At 70.7% G+C, this 18,123-nt stretch carries 15 protein-coding genes; 10 read left to right on the forward strand and 5 right to left on the reverse strand.

Going from position 1 to position 18,123, the window contains the following annotated elements; translation table 11 throughout:
• Positions 1-293: 293 nt before the first annotated feature.
• The 10 genes from iolC (at position 294) to iolB (ending at position 12,946) form a co-directional block, all read left to right on the forward strand.
• Positions 294-2,219, forward strand: a complete 1,926-nt coding sequence (gene iolC / locus TSO352_RS09570; RefSeq protein ID WP_109107104.1) for a 5-dehydro-2-deoxygluconokinase — start codon at positions 294-296, stop codon at positions 2,217-2,219.
• Between the two features lie 66 nt (positions 2,220-2,285).
• Positions 2,286-4,127, forward strand: a complete 1,842-nt coding sequence (iolD, locus tag TSO352_RS09575) for a 3D-(3,5/4)-trihydroxycyclohexane-1,2-dione acylhydrolase (decyclizing) (protein ID WP_109107105.1) — start codon at positions 2,286-2,288, stop codon at positions 4,125-4,127.
• Between the two features lie 49 nt (positions 4,128-4,176).
• Positions 4,177-5,067, forward strand: a complete 891-nt coding sequence (gene iolE, locus TSO352_RS09580) for a myo-inosose-2 dehydratase (RefSeq protein WP_109107106.1) — start codon at positions 4,177-4,179, stop codon at positions 5,065-5,067.
• Between the two features lie 62 nt (positions 5,068-5,129).
• Positions 5,130-6,086, forward strand: a complete 957-nt coding sequence (locus TSO352_RS09585) for a substrate-binding domain-containing protein (RefSeq protein WP_109107107.1) — start codon at positions 5,130-5,132, stop codon at positions 6,084-6,086.
• 91 nt (positions 6,087-6,177) lie between these two features.
• Positions 6,178-7,734, forward strand: coding sequence for a sugar ABC transporter ATP-binding protein (locus TSO352_RS09590; RefSeq protein WP_247871998.1), 1,557 nt, complete (start codon positions 6,178-6,180; stop codon positions 7,732-7,734).
• A 17-nt stretch (positions 7,735-7,751) separates the two neighbouring features.
• Positions 7,752-8,762, forward strand: coding sequence for an ABC transporter permease (locus tag TSO352_RS09595; RefSeq protein ID WP_109107380.1), 1,011 nt, complete (start codon positions 7,752-7,754; stop codon positions 8,760-8,762).
• A 26-nt stretch (positions 8,763-8,788) separates the two neighbouring features.
• Entirely contained in the window at positions 8,789-9,931 is a 1,143-nt protein-coding gene (locus TSO352_RS09600) for a Gfo/Idh/MocA family oxidoreductase (RefSeq protein WP_109107109.1), read from the forward strand.
• A gap of 65 nt (positions 9,932-9,996) precedes the next feature.
• Positions 9,997-11,004 (forward strand): inositol 2-dehydrogenase, encoded by a 1,008-nt coding sequence (gene iolG / locus TSO352_RS09605; protein ID WP_109107110.1) that lies wholly within the window; start codon positions 9,997-9,999, stop codon positions 11,002-11,004.
• 85 nt (positions 11,005-11,089) lie between these two features.
• Entirely contained in the window at positions 11,090-11,935 is an 846-nt protein-coding gene (locus tag TSO352_RS09610) for a MurR/RpiR family transcriptional regulator (RefSeq protein ID WP_109107111.1), read from the forward strand.
• 207 nt (positions 11,936-12,142) lie between these two features.
• Positions 12,143-12,946 carry a 5-deoxy-glucuronate isomerase gene (iolB, locus tag TSO352_RS09615; RefSeq protein ID WP_109107112.1) on the forward strand — a complete coding sequence of 268 codons (804 nt, stop codon included), beginning with the start codon at positions 12,143-12,145 and terminating at the stop codon, positions 12,944-12,946.
• An 18-nt stretch (positions 12,947-12,964) separates the two neighbouring features.
• Here iolB and TSO352_RS09620 read toward each other — a convergent pair whose 3' ends face one another.
• The 5 genes from TSO352_RS09620 to TSO352_RS09640 form a co-directional block, all read right to left on the reverse strand.
• On the reverse strand, positions 12,965-14,101 hold the full coding sequence (locus TSO352_RS09620; RefSeq protein ID WP_109107113.1) for a malate/lactate/ureidoglycolate dehydrogenase: 1,137 nt from the start codon (positions 14,099-14,101) through the stop codon (positions 12,965-12,967).
• A gap of 113 nt (positions 14,102-14,214) precedes the next feature.
• On the reverse strand, positions 14,215-15,807 hold the full coding sequence (gene ggt / locus TSO352_RS09625; RefSeq protein WP_109107114.1) for a gamma-glutamyltransferase: 1,593 nt from the start codon (positions 15,805-15,807) through the stop codon (positions 14,215-14,217).
• Between the two features lie 135 nt (positions 15,808-15,942).
• On the reverse strand, positions 15,943-17,022 hold the full coding sequence (locus tag TSO352_RS09630; RefSeq protein ID WP_109107115.1) for a nickel-dependent hydrogenase large subunit: 1,080 nt from the start codon (positions 17,020-17,022) through the stop codon (positions 15,943-15,945).
• Positions 17,023-17,034: 12 nt separating this feature from the next.
• Positions 17,035-17,583 (reverse strand): NADH-quinone oxidoreductase subunit C, encoded by a 549-nt coding sequence (locus TSO352_RS09635; protein WP_109107116.1) that lies wholly within the window; start codon positions 17,581-17,583, stop codon positions 17,035-17,037.
• A complete protein-coding gene (locus tag TSO352_RS09640) occupies positions 17,573-18,115 on the reverse strand; it encodes a 4Fe-4S binding protein (protein WP_109107117.1) in 543 nt (180 codons plus the stop codon). The genes TSO352_RS09635 and TSO352_RS09640 overlap by 11 nt, the downstream gene beginning before the upstream one ends.
• Positions 18,116-18,123 lie beyond the last annotated feature (8 nt).

An 18,123-nucleotide genomic window follows, 5' to 3' on the forward strand; every position in this document is an offset into this window, starting at 1 on the left:
AAGGGGTGCGGGTCCCGGCACGGACGGTACCCTCCGCCGGCATCGATGGGAATGGAACAAAAATTCCCCATTGACCCGTTACGGAATGTTTGTTCTACTGACCATCGAGAGTTTCGCCTGATCCGACCCGGGCCATTCGCAGACGAGCCATCGCAGATAGGCCGGCGATGCTGGACGGTGGCCGGGACCATGGTGACCGGAACCGCCCCATCCCGAAGCCGGCACGGCGCCTCCCCTGCGGGCCGATGCGCGCCGACACCCACGCGACGTGAGAATCCAAGGAAGCCCACGCCATGCCAAACCCACGCACGCTCGACGTCATCGCCATCGGCCGCTCTTCCGTCGACCTGTACGGCGAACAGGTCGGCGGCCGGCTGGAGGACATGCAGAGCTTCGCCAAATACGTCGGCGGTTGCCCGACCAACATCGCCGTCGGCACGGCGCGGCTGGGGTTGCGGTCGGCGCTGCTGACCCGTGTCGGCGACGAGCATATGGGCCGTTTCATCCGCGAGCAGTTGACCCGCGAGGGCGTCGACACCAGCCATGTCGTCACCGATCCGGAACGGCTGACCGCCCTGGTCATCCTGGGCATCCGCGACAGGAAGACCTTCCCGCTGATCTTCTACCGGGAGAACTGCGCCGACATGGCGATCTGCGAGGACGACGTCCCGGAGTCCTTCATCGCGTCGGCCCGCGCCGTCGTCGTCAGCGGCACCCATTTCTCCACCGCCACCACCGACGCCGCCATGCGCAAGGCAATCCGGATCGCCCGGGCGGCCGGCACCCGGGTGGTGCTGGACATCGACTACCGCCCGGTGCTGTGGCGGCTGACCGGCCATGGGCTGGGCGAGGAACGCTTCATCGCCGACGGCGGCGTTACCGCGCATCTGCAGACCATCCTGCCGGACTGCGACCTGATCGTCGGCACCGAGGAGGAGTTCCACATCGCCGGCGGCAGCACCGACACCGTCGCCGCGCTGCGCGCCGTGCGCGGCCTGTCGAACGCCACGCTGGTGTGCAAGCGCGGACCGATGGGCTGCGTCGTCTTCCCCGGCGAGGTTCCCGACAGCCTGGATCTCGGCGTGCGCGGTCCCGGCTTCCCGGTGGAGGTCTTCAACGTGCTGGGCGCCGGCGACGCCTTCATGTCCGGCTTCCTGCGCGGCTGGCTGCGCGACCGGCCGCTGGAGGAATGCTGCGCCTACGCCAACGCCTGCGGCGCCTTCGCGGTGTCGCGCCACGGCTGCGCCCCGGCGATCCCGACTTGGACCGAGCTGTCCTTCTTCCTGGACAACGGCAGCGCCACCCCGCGGCTGCGCCACGACGCGCGGCTGTCGCACATCCATTGGGCGACCACGCGGCGCCGGGCCTGGCCGGAGGTTCTCGCCTTCGCCATCGACCACCGGCTCCAGCTGGAGGTGATGGCCGGGCGCTGTGGCGCGCCGCCCGAGCGCATCGCCGGCTTCAAGCGGCTCGCCCTGGCGGCGGCGCGCTCCGTCACCCAGGGGCGCGACGGCTTCGGCATGCTGCTCGATGGCATCCACGGCCAGGACGCGCTGGACCGGCTGAGCGGGGGCAACGCCTGGATCGGTCGCCCGATCGAACAGCCCGGCTCGCGCCCGTTGCGCTTCGAGGGCGGTCCCGACCCGGCGGTGACGATCCGGGAATGGCCGGCCGAGCATGTCGTCAAGTGCCTCGTCTTCCACCACCCCGACGACGAGGCCGGGCTGCGCGAGGAGCAGGAGCGGCAGGTGCAGGCCCTGTTCGCCGCCTGCCGCGCCACCGGTCACGAGCTGCTGCTGGAACTCATCCCGCCGAAGGGATCGCCGGTGGACGACGGCACGCTCGCCCGTGCCCTGGCCCGCTTCTACGCGCTGGGGGTGTTCCCCGACTGGTGGAAGCTGCCGGCCCCGGCCAGCCAGGCGGCGTGGGACGCGGTGTCCGGGGTGATCGCGGCGGAGGACCCGCTGTGCCACGGCGTGCTGATCCTCGGCCTCGACGCGCCGGAGGAGGAGATCAAGGCCGGTCTGGCGCTGGCGGCCCGGCAGCCGGTCTGCAAGGGTTTCGCCATCGGCCGCACCCTGTTCGGCGCGGTGGCCGAGGCCTGGCTGGATGGCCGTGTCGGCGACGACGAGGCGGAACGGACGATGGCGGACGCCTATGCCCGGCTGATCGGCTTCTGGGACGAGCAACGGGCGGCGGGCAAGCGCGCCGCCGCCTGACACGAACCGAAAAACGACAAGGGGCGCAAGGCCCGCAAAAAGACGAGTGATCGGGAGGACGGATCGATGGCTACCTTGCGGCTGACCGTGGCCCAGGCCCTGGTGAAGCACCTGAGCGCCCAGCATGTCGAGATCGACGGCCGGGAGCTGCCGCTGTTCGCCGGGGTGTGGGCGATCTTCGGCCACGGCAACGTGTCCGGGCTGGGCGAGGCGCTGCACGCCGCCCGCGACACGCTGCCGACCTACCGCGGCCACAATGAACAGGGCATGGCCCACGCCGCCATCGCCTACGCCAAGGCGCAGAACCGCCGCCGCATGATGGCCTGCACCAGCTCGGTCGGGCCGGGGGCGGTCAACATGGTGACGGCGGCGGCGCTGGCCCATGTCAACCGGCTGCCGGTGCTGCTGTTGCCCGGCGACACCTTCGCCACCCGCGCCCCCGATCCGGTGCTGCAGCAGGTGGAGGATTTCTACGACCCGACCGTGTCGGCCAACGACTGCTTCCGCCCGGTGTCGCGCTTCTGGGACCGCATCAGCCGGCCCGAACAGCTGATGCCCAGCCTGCGCCGGGCGATCCAGGTGCTGACCGACCCGGTCGATTGCGGCCCGGTGACGCTGTGCCTGCCGCAGGACGTCCAGGCCGAAGCCCACGACTTCCCGCTGTCCTTCTTCGAGAAGACCGTCCGCCGCACCCGCCGTCCGGAGCCCGACCGCGACGAGCTGGCCGCCGTCGCGGCGGCGCTGCGCGGCGCAACGAGGCCGCTGATCGTCGCCGGCGGCGGCGTCCATCACAGCGGCGCCTGCGCCGGTCTCGCCGCCTTCGCCCAACGCCACGGCATCCCGGTGGCGGAAACCCAGGCGGGCAAGGGCGCGCTGGCCTGGGACCATCCGTGCACCGTCGGCGCCATCGGCGTCACCGGGTCCAGCACCGCCAACGCCCTGGCGGCGGAGGCCGATCTGGTGCTGGCGGTCGGCACCCGGCTGGCCGACTTCACCACGGCGTCCTGGTCGGTGTTCGGCGAGGCCCGGCTGGCCGGGCTGAACGTGGCGGCGTTCGACGCGGTGAAGGGCAACGCGCTGCCGCTGGTCGCCGATGCGGCGCGCGGGCTGGCGGCGCTCGATGCGGAACTGGGCGACTGGGCGGCCCCGACCGGGTGGCAGGCGCTGGCGCAGGAGCGGATGGCGGTGTGGAACCGCGCCGTCGACGCGGCGACCGCCGATGCCGGGCTGGATCTTCCGACCGACGCGCAGGTGCTGGGCGCGGTCAACCGGGCGGCGGGCGCGGATGGGATCGTCGTCTGCGCGGCGGGTGGCCTGCCGGGCGAGCTGCACAAGCTGTGGCGCACCGCCCGGCCCGGCGGCTACCACCTGGAATACGGCTTCTCCTGCATGGGCTACGAGATCGCCGGCGGGCTGGGCGTCAAGATGGCCTGCCCGGACCGCGAGACCTACGTCATGGTCGGCGACGGCAGCTACATGATGATGAACTCCGAACTCGCCGCGGCGGTGGCGATGCGGCGCAAGCTGATCGTCGTGCTGCTCGACAACCGCGGCTACGGCTGCATCAACCGACTGCAGAACGCCTGTGGCGGGGCGCCGTTCAACAACCTGCTGCGCGACAGCCATTTTGAAACGGATGGTCCACCGGCCGTCGATTTCACCGCCCATCTGCGGGCGCTGGGCGCGGTGACCGAGAAGGTCACCGGCGTCGCCGCCCTGGAGCAGGCGCTGCAGCGCGCCAAGGCGTCCGCCGACACCTACGCCATCGTCATCGACACCGACCCGCTGCCCTCGACCGCGGAAGGCGGGGCGTGGTGGGACGTGCCGGTGCCCGAAGTGTCCGCCCGTGCGGAGGTGACGGCGGCCCGCCAGCGCTACGTCGCCGCCAAGGCCCGCCAGCGCCGCTGAGCCCGCTCCTTTCCCCGATTTTCCTCCTTACGCGTGGGAGCATTCGATCATGACCGTTCGTCTCGGCGTCAACCCGATCGCCTGGAGCAACGACGACATGCCGGCGCTGGGTGGCGACACCCCGCTGGAGCTGTGCCTGGCCGAGGGTCGGCAGGCCGGCTTCGCCGGTTTCGAGCTGGGCCACAAGTTTCCCCGCGAACCCGACGCGCTGCGCCCGATCCTGGCCCGCCACGGCCTCGACCTGGTGTCGGGCTGGTACAGCGCCGGCCTGCTGGACCGCACGGTCGACGAGGAGATCGCGGCGGTGCAGCCGCATCTGCGCCTGCTGAAGGCGTTCGGCTGTTCCGTCATGGTGGTGGCGGAGACCACCGGCTGCGTCCATGGCGACCGCGCCGCGCCGCTGTCCACCCGTCCGGTGCTGGACGCCGGCCAATGGGCCGGGTTCGGCCGCCGCATGACGGCGTTCGGCGACTATCTGCGCGAGCAGGGCACGCCGCTGGCCTACCATTACCACATGGGCACGGTGGTCGAGACGCCGGACGAGATCGACCGCTTCGCCGAGGTCACCGGCGACAGCGTCGGCATCCTGCTCGACACCGGCCACCTGACCTTCGCCGGCGGCAACCCGCTGGACGTGATCGCCACGTGGGGCCACCGCATCAACCACGTCCATTGCAAGGATGTCCGCCCCGACGTGCTGAAAGCCGCCAAGGCCGGCGACAGCAGCTTCCTCGACGCGGTGGTCGACGGCGTGTTCACCGTGCCGGGCGACGGCTGCGTCGATTTCAAGGCGGTGCTCGGCGCGCTGAAGGCGGCGGAGTATCGCGGCCAATGGCTGGTGATCGAGGCCGAGCAGGACCCCGCCAAGGCCCACCCGCTGACCTACGTCACCAGGGGCCGCCAGCATCTGAGCGCGCTGGTCGCCGAACTCGGCCTGTGACGGCGCCGGTGGCGCCACGCAGCAGAATTCATCACCAAAAAACCCAATAATCGGAGGAAACCATGCCCAGGAACGCGTTCGGTGTTGCTTTCGGTGCCATCCTCGCCGCCGGCACGGCGCTGGCGTCCTTTTCGGCCCTGGCCGCCGGGGAGAAGATCGTCGTCAGCTTCCAGAACCTGTCGGAGCCGTTCGTCATCGCGATGAACCGCGCCCTGCAGGCCGAGGCCAAGCGGCTGGACGTCAACCTGTCGGTGGTCGACGCGCAGAGCAACTCGCCCAAGCAGTCGGCCGACCTTGCCAACGCCGTGGTGCAGGGCGCCAAGGGCGTCATCGTCGCCCCCAACGACGCCAAGGCGCTGGCCCCGGCGATCGACGACCTGATCACCGAGAAGATCCCGGTGGTCACGGTCGATCGCCGGGTCGAGGGCACGTCGAAGCCGGTCGCCCATGTCGGCGCCGACAACGTCGCCGGCGGCCGCACGCTGGCCAGCTGGGTGGTGAAGACCTTCCCCGACGGCGCCCGCATCGTCCATCTCAGCGGCCAGCCGGGCAGCAGCTCCGCCATCGACCGGGCCAAGGGCTTCCGCGACGGCATCGCCGACGCCGGGCCGAAATACAAGCTGATCGCCGACCAGACCGCCAACTGGAAGCGGGCCGAGGGGCTGACCGTCACCGAAGGCATCCTGACCGCCAACGCCGGCAACCCGCCGGACGTCATCGTCGCCTCCAACGACGACATGGCGCTGGGCGCGCTGGAGGCGGTGCGCTCGACCAGCGGCGGCAAGGCCAAGACGCTGGTCATCGGCTTCGACGCGCTGCCCGAGACGCTGGGCAAGATCCGCGCGGGCGAGATGTCGGCCACCGTGGAGCAGAGCCCGAGCACCCAGATCCGCACGGCGCTGAACACGCTGGTCGATCACATCCGCAAGGGCAGCGAGCTGAAGAGCCTGGCGCTGGAGCCGACGCTGATCACCAAGGACAATCTCGACAAGGCCGACCGCATCGCCGAGGTGAAGTAAGCCCGGACGGGGGCCTTGAGCGGGCGGGCACGGTTCCGTCTGCGCAAGAGCCCCCCTTGCGGTCCAACCCCCCTCCATTTGGGAGCCGATGATGGGTCACGCGATCCTCGAAGCGGCGGACATCCGGAAGGTCTTTCCCGGCGTCGTCGCCCTCGACGGTGTCCGGCTCGCGGTCGAGCAGGGCGAGGTTCACGCCCTGCTCGGCGAGAACGGTGCCGGAAAATCCACCTTCCTGAAAATCCTGGCCGGGGCGCAGCCCAGCGACGGCGGGGAACTGCTGTTCGACGGCCGGACGCTGGATCGCGCCGACACGCCCATCGTGCGCCAGCGGCTGGGCATCGTCACCATCTACCAGGAATTCAACCTGCTGCCGGCGATGACCATCGCCGAGAACATGTATCTCGGCCGCGAGCCGCTGCGGCGCAACGGCCTGATCGACTGGCGCCGCATGTACCGCGACGCCCAGGCGGTGATCGACGAGCTGGGGCTCGACCTCGACCCCCGCATGCCGGTGCGCGTGCTGAGCGTGGCCGAGCAGCAGATGGTCGAGATCTCCAAGGCGCTGACCATGAACGCCCGGCTGATCATCATGGACGAGCCGACGGCGGCGCTGAGCGGCAAGGAGGTCGACAAGCTCCACCGGATCATCCACGGCCTGCGCGCCAAGGGCATCAGCATCATCTACGTCACCCACCGGCTGGTCGAGGTGATGGCGGTGTGCGACCGCTACACGGTGTTCCGCGACGGCCGCTACGTCGCCACCCGCGACGTCCAGGGATCGTCGGTCAGTGACATGGTGCGGCTGATGGTGGGGCGCGACGTCGAGTTCCAGCGCCGCAGCGACCGCTTCGCCGGCGAGCGCGTGATGCTGGAGGTGCGCGGGGTGTCGCGGGCCGGCAACCTCGCCGACCCGCACGCCTGCGTGCTGGACGACCTGTCGGTGCAGGTGCGCGCCGGCGAGATCGTCGGCTTCGCCGGTCTGGTCGGGGCCGGGCGGACCGAGCTGGCGCGGGTGATCTTCGGCGCCGACGGCTGCGACAGCGGCGTCATCGTCGTCGACGGCAGGGTGGTGCCGATGCGCAAGCCGGGCGACGCCATCGCCGCCGGCATCGCGCTGGTGCCGGAGGACCGCAAGCAGCAGGGCTGTTTCCTGCCCCACTCGATCCGCCACAACATGTCGCTGCCCAGCCTGAAGCGGCTGTCGAAGTGGAAGTTCTTCGTCGACGAGGCCGGCGAGCGGGCGCTGATCGCCGACTACACCCGCAAGCTCGGCATCCGCATGGCGAACGACGAGGTCGCCATCGGCACCCTGTCGGGCGGCAACCAGCAGAAGGTCCTGCTGGCCCGCTGCATGGCGCTGCACCCCAAGGTGCTGATCGTCGACGAGCCGACGCGCGGCATCGACGTCGGCGCCAAGGCGGAGGTGCATCAGGTGCTGTTCGAGATGGCGAAGGCCGGGGTGGCGGTGATCGTCATCTCGTCCGAACTGCCGGAGGTGATGGCGGTCAGCGACCGCATCGTCACCTTCCGCGAAGGCCGCATCACCGGCAGCGTCGCCGCGGAGGCGGCCACCGAGGAGGATCTGATGAGCCTGATGGCGCTGGGCGGGCCGGCCGACGGCGCCGCACACGTCCACGCAGCGCATTGATGGGGAAGGACAAGACCATGGCCACCGCCACGCTGGCGACCGAACCGCCGAACAGGAAGCGCTCCTTCGACGTCGTGCAGTTCCTGGAGAAATACGGCGTTCTCCTGTTCCTGATCGTGCTGTGCGTCGCCTTCGGGATGAGCAGCCCGAACTTCCTGTCGGTGCGCAACCTGACCAACATCCTGACCGAGGTGTCGATCTACGGCATCGTCGCCGTCGGCATGACCTGCGTCATCCTGACCGGCGGCGTCGATCTGGCGGTCGGCTCGGTGCTGGCCTTCGCCGCGCTGGCCGGCGCCTGGGTCATCACCGGGGTGGGGCAGGGCGCCTTCTTCGGCATGGGCTTCCTGGTGGCGCTGCTGATCGCCTGCGCCATCGGCACGCTGACCGGCTACATCCACGGCAAGACCATCACCGCCTTCAACGTCCCGCCCTTCATCGTCACGCTGGGTGGCATGACCATCTGGCGCGGCGCCACGCTGGTGATGAACGACGGCGCGCCGATCGCCGGCTTCGACGCCGGCTACCGCTGGTGGGGGCGGGGCGACGTGCTGGGCATTCCGGTGCCGGTCCTGGTGCTGTTCGCCGTCGCGGCGGTGGGCTATGTCGTGCTGCGCTACACCCGCTACGGCCGCCAGATCTACGCGGTCGGCGGCAACCCGGAAGCGGCGCGGCTGACCGGCATCGACGTCAGCCGCATCCTGGTGTCGGTCTACGTCATCGTCGGGTTCCTCGCCGGTCTGGCCGGCTTCCTGCTGTCGGCCCGCCTGGGCTCGGCGGAGGCCATCGCCGGGTCGTCCTACGAATTGCGCATCATCGCCTCGGTGGTGATCGGCGGCACCAGCCTGTTCGGCGGGATGGGCGGCATCGGCGGGACGATGATCGGGGCGCTGCTGATCGGCGTGCTGCTGAACGGGCTGGTGATGATGAACGTCTCGCCCTACTACCAGCAGATCGTCATGGGCGTGATCATCGTCCTCGCCGTCGCCTTCGACACCTACGCCAAGATGCGGCGCGGCAAGCGCTGAACCGACGGACCGGACGGACGATCCTCATGGACACCCTCACCATCGGGCTGGTCGGCAGCGGCTTCATGGGCCGGGCCCACGCCCAGGCCTTCCGCGCCGTCGGCGGCCTGTTCGACCTGCCGCTGACCCCGGTGCTCGACCTGCTGTCCGACCGCGACGCGGCGACGGCGGCGCAGGCGGCCGCCGCGCTGGGATTCCGCCGCCACACCGGCGACTGGCGGGCGCTGGTTGCCGATCCGGCGGTCGACGTGGTGGCGATCGCCACGCCGAACCGGCTGCACGCCCCGATCGCGCTGGCCGCCATCGCCGCCGGCAAGCATGTCTATTGCGAGAAGCCGCTCGCCACCACGCTGGCCGACGCCCGCGCGATGATGGCGGCGGCGGAGGCGCGCGGCGTCGTCACGCTGGTCGGCTTCAACTATTTGAAGAACCCGATGATCGCGCTGGCCCGCGAGATCGTCGAGAGCGGCGACATCGGCACCGTCACCGGCTTCCGCGGCATCCACGCCGAGGATTTCATGGCCGACCCGGCGCATCCCTTCACCTGGCGGTGCGAGCCGGACAACGCCGGCGGCGCGCTGGCCGACATCGGCAGCCACATCCTGGCGATGGCGCGCCATCTGGTCGGCGACATCACCGCCGTCGCCGGGCGGCTGCACACCGTCCATCCCGGACGCCCGGTGATGGCGGGCGCTGCCGGGACGCGGCCGGTGACGGTCGACGACCAGGCCCACGCGCTGGTCGAGTTCGCCAACGGGGCGACCGGCACCATCACCGCCAGCTGGATCGCGCAAGGGCGCAAGATGCAGCTGGCCTTCGAGCTGGTCGGCACCAAGGGTTCCATCGCCTTCACCCAGGAGCGCTTCAACGAGCTGCGGCTTTACCAGAGCGGCGGGCCGGCGGGACGCGACGGCTTCCGCACCATCGTCGCCGGGCCGGAGCACCGCGATTACGGCGCCTTCTGCCCGGCACCCGGCCACCAGATCGGCTTCAACGACCTGAAGACCATCGAGGTGAAGGCGCTGGTCGAGGCCATCGGCGCGGTCCGGGCGGGCCGCAAGGCGGCGGCCTACCCGGATTTCCGCGACGCCTGCGAGATCGAACGGGTGGCCGAGGCCATCCGTGTTTCGGCCCGCGAACGGCGTTGGATCGAGGTCGCCACGGTCTGAGCCACACGCTCCGTCACCATCACCACCATCACGCGCAACCGCGCACGAGCCGTCAGGAGTCCATCATGCTTCGTTTCGCCGTTCTCGGCTGTGGCCGCATCGGCCGCATGCACGCCCGCAACATCAAGGCGCACCCGCGCGCCGATGTGACCGTCGTCTACGACGTGGCGCCGGCCGCCGCCGGGGACACCGCCGCGGCGGTCGGCGCCCGGGTCGCCGGCACGGTGGAGGAGGCGCTGGCCGATCCGGCGGTCGATGCCGTGTTCGTCGCCTCCTCCACCGACACCCACGTCGACCTGATCGCCCAGGGCGCCAAGGCCGGCAAGCCGGTGCTGTGCGAAAAGCCGATCGACCTCGACATGGGCCGGGTGGACGCCTGCTGGGCCGAGATCGGCCCACTCAAGCCGCTGGTGATGATCGGCTTCAACCGCCGCTTCGACCCGTCCTTCAAGGCGGTGCGCGACCGCATCCAGGCCGGCGAGATCGGCCGGCTGGAACAGGTCGTCATCACCAGCCGCGACCCGTCGCCGCCGCCGGCCTCCTACGTGGCGAAGTCGGGCGGGCTGTTCCGCGACATGACCATCCATGATTTCGACATGGCCCGCTATCTGGCCGGCGACATCGTCGAGGTCCAGGCGATGGGCGCCAACCTGATCGACCCGGCGATCGGCGAGGCCGGCGACATCGACGCCGCCATGCTGGTGCTGCGCGCGGCGTCGGGCGCGCTGGTCCACATCAACAACAGCCGGCGCAGCGCCTACGGCTACGACCAGCGGGTCGAGGCGTTCGGCGCCAAGGGCATGCTGCAGGCGCAGAACCGCCGCGCCACCACGGTGGAATCCTGGGGGGCTGAACGCACCGGCGCGATGGACCCGGTGCTGGACTTCTTCATCGAGCGCTACCAGGACGCCTATCTGGCCGAGATCGACCATTTCATCGACTGCGTCGAAACCGGCGCCACCCCGCTGTCGAGCTTCCAGGAAGGCCGCGAGGCGCAACGGCTGGCCGAGGCGGCGATCCGCTCGCTGCGCACCGGCGCCACCGTGCGCGTCGCCGACGTCGTGGCCGGGTAGGGGCGGCCGGGACAATTGGCTTGGACCGGGGTTCCGGAACATTTATTCTATCGCAACCGCCCATTGATGGACTGATCCGCCCGCCATGGAGATCGACACCGACCCGCCGGAGAGCTTCGCCGCTCTCCAGGCGGCCATCGCCCAGCGCCAGGACAGCCTCAGCCCGCGCCTGCGCCAGATCGCGGAGTATGCGCTGTCGAACCCCAACGACATGGCGCTGGAAACCGTGGCGCAGATCGCGGAGCGGGCCGGCGTCCAGCCTTCGGCGCTGATCCGCTTTTCCAAGACGCTGGGGTTCGACGGGTTCACGGAGATGCAGCGCGTCTTCCGCACCCGCCTGACCGACAACATGCCCAACTACAAGGAGCGCATCCGCGCCCTGGCCGACGGCGGCGCCAGCCTGTCCGACGCCTCGCGCGTGCTGGAACATTTCATCGATGCCGGCGTCCACGCGCTGGAGGATCTGCGGCGGGAGGTCAGCGCCGAAGACCTCGACAAGGCGATCGACCGGCTGGAACAGGCCGACCACATCTACGTCATGGGGCAGCGCCGGTCTTTCCCGGTCGCCGCCTATCTGGGCTACGCGCTGGGGCGGCTGGGGCGGCGGACGATCCTGCTCGACGGGCTGGGCGGCATGCTGCGCCAGCAGGTGCAGGCGATCGGCGACCGCGACCTGCTGGTGGCGATCAGCTTCAAGCCCTATTCCGACGACACGGTCGAGGTCTGCCGGCTGGCCGCCGGGAACGGCGTGCCGGTGCTGGGCATCACCGATGGAACGCTGAGCCCGATCGCGCCGCTGGCCGGGGTGACGCTGACGGTCGAGGACGCCCAGGTGAAGGGTTTCCGCTCGCTGACCGCGACGATGTGTCTGGCGGTCGGACTGATCGTGGCGCTGGGGCAGCGGCTGGATCGGGAAAAGACCGGACGGTGACGCACCGTCCGGTCCAAGTGGCCTCTCTGCCAGGAGATCGCAAGAGGCGGACGCACCCGAGGGAAGCCGATCACGCGTGACCGGCGTGGCTCCAGCGAGCCAGCGTCATAGAATATAAATTCCCTATCCGCCGCAAGGCGGAATGTGTGTGTTATCCTTTGGCGCGCCGCCACCGCGCGGCCCCTCATGCAGGAACTGGAACCGACCATGAGCAAGCTTCTGCTGCGCAACCACGCACCGGACGACACGGGGCGGGTCCATCACGTCACCCCGGAATCCGCCGGCTGGACGAACATCGGTTTCGACCTCTACCGTCTTCAACCCGGCCAGAGCGTGACCGGGGACACCGGCGACCGGGAGGTCTGCCTGGTCTTCGTCGCCGGCCGCGGCGATGCGGCCGCCGGCGCGGAGCGCTGGAGCGGCCTCGGCGACCGGATGAGTCCCTTCGAGGACAAGCGTCCCTATTCGATCTATGTGCCGCAGGGCGAGACCTGGAGCGTGACGGCGGCGACCCCGCTCGAGCTGGCGGTGTGCAGCGCGCCGGGGCGCGCCGGCGGCTTGCCGGTGCGGCTGATCCGGCCGGAGGATGTCCGCGCCTCGGTGCGTGGCCAGGGCACCAACACGCGCCACGTCTTCGACATCCTGCCGGACCAGCAGCCGGCGGACAGCCTGCTGGTGGTCGAGGTGATCACACCGCCGGGCCACTGGTCGAGCTATCCGCCGCACAAGCACGACGTCGAGTCCGGCTCGGCGGAGACCCAGCTGGAGGAAACCTATTACCACCGCCTGAACCCGCCGCAGGGCTTCGCCTTCCAGCGGGTCTACACCGACGACCGCTCGCTCGACGAAGCCATGGCGGTCGAGGACGGCGACTTGGTCATGGTCCCGCGCGGCTACCACCCGGTCGGCGCCGCGCACGGCTACACCGGCTATTACCTCAACGTGATGGCCGGGCCGCGCCGGGCGTGGCACTTCAACACCGCGCCGGAGCACCGCTGGCTGCTGGGGTGAGGCCGGAGGGCGGACGGTTCAACCCAGCAGGTCGGCCACCGCCACGCCACGCTCCTGGCCCAGGCTGTTCAGCATCGCCAGCGTCGCGCTGTCGAGGGGAATGCCGTCCGCCAACCGCTGCGCCCGCGTCCGGCGCTCCGGCTCGCCCGGCATCAGGATGGCGTCCGAGCCCGGCGCGGCGGGGGTGTCGCGGACATAGGCGACCAGATCGTCCAGATCGGCAGCCCACTGGGCGTTCCCGCCGCGCGCCGGATCGAAGATGACGGCGAACATGTTGTTCATCACCCGCTCCCGGCCCTGGTGCGGTGGCGTGCCGGGCATCGCCGAGGCCAGCGCCCCGGCGAGGACGTCGCACATCAGCGCCAGACCGAACCCCTTATGGCCGCCGGACACACCGCCCAGCGGCAGCAGGGCCCCGGACGGGTCGTCGAACATCACCTTCGGGTCGCGCGTGCCGTTCCCCTCGGCGTCGAGCAGCAGGCCGGGGGCCATCTCCTGACCCTTGCCCATGGCGACCCGGCATTTGCCGACCGCGACGGCGCTGGTGGCGAAATCCAGGATGAGGGCCGGGGTGGACGACGTCGCCGGAACCGCGATGCAGATCGGGTTGGTGCCCAGCCGGGGCTGGAGGCCGCTGTACGGCGCCACCATCGGGCGGCTGGCGACGTTGACGAAGGCCATGGCGACCAAACCGGCGTCGCTGCACTGCTCGCCATAGGATCCGACCCGGCCGATGTGGTGGGTGTCGCGCAGCGACAGCGCCACCAGACCGTCCCGCCGCGCCTGGGCGATGGCAAGCTCCATCGCCTCGCGCGCGATCACCTGCCCGTAGCCGGACCCGCCGCTGACCGACAGGAACGGGCCGGACTGGCCGTCCACGACCGCGTGCCGGTTGGGTTTCAGGAAGCCGGCGGCGATGGCCGGCATGTACATCGCCAGCATGCCGACGCCGTGGCTGTCGTGGCCGCGGAGGTTGGCCTCGACCAGATGGTCGGCGACGATCCGGGCCTCCTCCGCCGCGCTGCCGGCCGCCTGGAGCAGCCGGCGGATCGCGTCGAGCAGGCCCGCCGCCTTGACGCGGTGGATGCCGGTCCCGTAGGTGCCGGCGTTGAACGACGCGGCTGCGGCGTAGGGATCCGTGGAAGTTTCGCTCATGTCATGCTTTCCCCACCGACCACCGCCGTTGGACGGCGGTCTTGTTTCCGGCCTCCATTTGGTCGGAACGTCACGGCGGAACAAGGGGTTGAATTGCCGCGGGGCGCGGCGGTCTAAAAGCCGAGGGCGCAGCCGTCCTTGCGATGGTCGGAGCCGCCCAGCAGCGTTCCCTGTTCCCAGTCGACCATGATCGCCTGGGCGCCGCCGATCGGCCCCCTGGGCGTCTGGATGGTGAACCCGCGCCGCTCCAGTTCCGGCCCCACCGTCTCGCGGATGGCGCGTTCGGCCTCGACCTCGCCGGTGCCGGGCAGGGGGAACAGCCGGGGCAGCTCGATGGCGGCCTGGAGGTCCAGCCCGTGGTCGAACAGCTTCGACAGAAGATGGGCGTGGCCCATCGCCTGATAATGGCCGCCCATGACGCCGAAGGTCAGGCAGACGCGCCCGTTCTCCGCCACCATGCCAGGAATGATCGTGTGCATCGGGCGCTTGCCCGGCCCGATGGCGTTCGGGTGGCCGTCGACCAGCGAAAAGCTCTGGCCCCGGTTGTGGAACAGCACGCCGGACCGCGGCGCCATCAGCCCGCTGCCATAGGGGGTGAAGAGCGAGTTGATGAAGCTGACGGCGGTGCGGTCCTTGTCGACGACGGCGATATAGACGGTGTCGGTGTGTTCGACCGCCTCCTCGACCGCCTGCCGGGGGAGGGCGCGCGTCAGGTCGATCCTGGCGGCGAGGTCGTCGGCCAGCGCGTCCGACAGCAGATGATCGACCGGCACCTCCGCCACCGCCTGATCGGCGACGAAGGCGTCCCGTGCGGCGTAGGCGAGCCGGGTCGCCTCGATCTCGATGTGCAGGGTGTCGGCGCCGAGCGGATCGCTGCCGGGCGTGAAGCGCTTCAGGATGTTGAGGATCATCAGGGCGATGACGCCCTGGCCGTTCGGCGGGCATTCGTAGACGGTGCGGCCCCGGTAGCTGGTGCGGATCGGCGTCACATACTCGCCTTGCGCCGCGGCGAAGTCGGCCATCGTGTGGCAGCCGCCGTGGCCTTGCAGGCAGGCGACCATGTCCTCCGCCACCGGGCCCCGGTAGAAGGCGTCGGGACCGTCGCGGCCGATCGCCTCCAGCGTGTCGGCGAGCCGCGGCTGGTGCTGCAGGCTGCCGACCTTGGGCACGGCGCCGTCCGCCAGGAAGGTGGTGCGCGCCATCGGGTCCTGCAGCAGCAACTCCCGTTGATGGCCGATGTCGAAGGCGACGCGCGGCGTGACCGGGTAGCCGTTGCGGGCGAGCGCGACGGCGGGGGCGAGGATCTCGCGCAGCGGCAGGCGGCCATGCCCGGCGACCAGGCGCGCCCACGCCTCGACCGCCCCCGGCACGGTGACCGCGTGGGGCGAGCGCCGGTCGATGGCCGAACCCCCGGCGTCGCGCAGGCGCGCCAGCGTCAGCCCGGCGGGCGTCCGGCCCGACCCGTTGTAGGCGATCACGTCGGCGCTGCCGCCCGGCGCCACCAGGGCGAAACAGTCCCCGCCGACCCCGGTCGACCCGGCTTCGACCACGCACTGCACGGCGCAGGCGGCAACCGCCGCGTCCACCGCGTTGCCGCCGGCCTTCAGAATCTCGACCGCCGTCAGGGTGGCGGTGGGATGTGAGGTCGCCGCCATGCCGTCGCGGCCGACCGCCAGCGACCGTCCCGGTGTCTCGAAGTTCCGCATGGGGTCCCGGCCTCCTTGTTTCGGGACACCAGTCTGCCATGAACGGCCCCTCGCATGGGACATGCGACATCGCATAGGCCGGTGGTGATGTTCGGCGGGCCGGCGGCGGCACGGCCCGCGCGCGGGACCCGGCCGTTACCGGTCGGTGCAGGAAATGCAGGGGTCCACCGAGGCCTGGATGATCGACAGGTCGGCCAGCGGCTGGCCCATCACCATCGGTTCGATCGCCGGGATGTTGACGAAGGACGGGGTGCGGATCTTGACGCGGGCCGGCGAGGCCCCGCCTTCGGAGGCGACGTAGTAAAAGGCCTCGCCGCGCGGCGCCTCGGTGCGGATGGTCGCCTCGCCGGCCGGGATCTCCGGCAGCCCCTGGGTCGCCCGCAGCGGGCCGGGGGGCAGCGACAGCAGCGCCTCGCGGATCAGCCGGACGCTCTCCATCATCTCCAGCGCCCGCACCACGACGCGGGCCTGCACGTCGCCTTCCGGCCGGACGACGCTTTCGAAGCCCAGATCGGCGTAGGACAGGTAGGGCTGGTCCTTGCGCACGTCGATGTCGAGGCCGGAGGCACGCGCCACCGGGCCGACCACCGCCCATTCCACCGCCTGCTCCCTGCTCAGCCGGCCGACGCCGCGGGTGCGGGCCAGCGCGGTCGGGTTCTGGGTGAAGGTGGGGATGACGACCTCGCCCAGCCCCTTGGCCAGCGCGTCGAGCGCCGGCAGATGCGCCGCCGGATCGGGGATGTCGCGCAGGACGCCGCCGATGCAGTTCATGCCGTAATTGACCCGGTTGCCGCTGATCGCCTCGAGCGTGTCCATCACCCGCTCGCGCAGGGTGAAGACCTCCATGAACAGCGAATGGAAGCCGATGTCCTCCGCCCCGACGCCGGCCCACAGCAGGTGCGAATGCAGCCGCTCCAACTCGGCGATGATGGTGCGGATGTGGGCGGCGCGCTTGGGCAGCTCGATGCCGGCGATGGTCTCCGCCGCCAGGCAGAAGGTCATGGCGTGGGTGTTGGAGCAGATGCCGCAGACGCGCTCGATCAGGGTGATGACCTCGACCCAGTTGCGTTTCTGCGCCAGCAGCTCGATGCCGCGATAGCTGAAGCCGACCTCGACGGTGGCGGACTCGATGACCTCGCCCTTGCACTGCACCTTGACCTTGAAGGGCTCTTCCAGGGCCGGGTGATAGGGGCCGAGCGGAAAGCTGTAGGGCATGGCCGGGAACTCCTAGGAACGGGCCGGAGGAGGGGCGGGCGGAGAGGCCAGCGGAGAGGACGGCTTGCGGGCGACCGTCGCCGGGCGGCACATTGCCTCGCGCAGCGTCGCCGTGTCGATCCCCTCCGGACGGATCAGCGGGACCGGGTTGGGGTGGCCGGGGAACTCGACCGCGAACAGGTCGCGGATCTCGCGCTCGGCCCAGGACGCCGCCCGGACGCGGGGCGCCAGCGAGGCGAGCGCGCCGTTGCGGGTGCAGGTCTTGACGTTGATGATCCGGTGTTCGTCGATGTAATGGTAGATCACCGTCGATTCGGCGCTGTCGGGGTGCGGAATGGCGGTGACGGTGCCGAGCCGGATGCCCAGCGCCGCCATCGCGGCGGCCATCGCCTCCACATCCAGCAGCGGGGCGTCGGCCCACAGCGCGCCGTTGCGGACGTCGACCGAGCGGACGCCGGGGATGGCGCGGAGCGCCTCGGTCAGGCGCGGGCACGCGCGTTCGGCGGTGCCGGCGGCCGTGTTGGCGGTCATGATGTCGGCGGTCATGGTGTCAGCGGTCATGGCGACCTCCCTCCGCGACGGCGCCGTCCGGGGTGAAGGCGGTGCGCAGGCGTGCGCTCGCCGCCCAGCGGCGGCAGTCGGGGCAATAGCCGCGCTCGGCCTCGTCCGCGCCCGCCGCCCACAGCGCGTCCATCGTCGCCGCCGGCAGCGGGACATGGGCGGCGCCACAGCGGGTGCAGGGCTGCAGGTGGATGACGCTTTCCAGCCGCAGCCCGTCGCCGCCGGCGCTGTTCGTCGAGCCGGGGACGTCGGCGCGCAGATGGATCGCGCGGGTCGGGCAGTTCTGCTCGCACAGCCCGCAGAAGGAGCATTGGCCGATGAAGAAATGCCAGGACACCGAGATGCCGGGATCCTGGGTGAAATGGATGGCCTTGGGCGCGCAGACGAAGGCGCAGGTGCCGCAGGCGGTGCAGCGGCCGGCGTCGTGGGTGAGCGCGCCGCGGTAGGTCGGGGGCACGACCGGCATGTCGGCCGGCGCGCGGGTGCGCGACGGTCGCAGCAGGTTGCCGAGGATGGTCTTCAGCATTGCCATGGCGGTAT

Source organism: Azospirillum sp. TSO35-2 (assembly GCF_003116095.1).
Classification (GTDB): Bacteria; Pseudomonadota; Alphaproteobacteria; order Azospirillales; family Azospirillaceae; genus Azospirillum.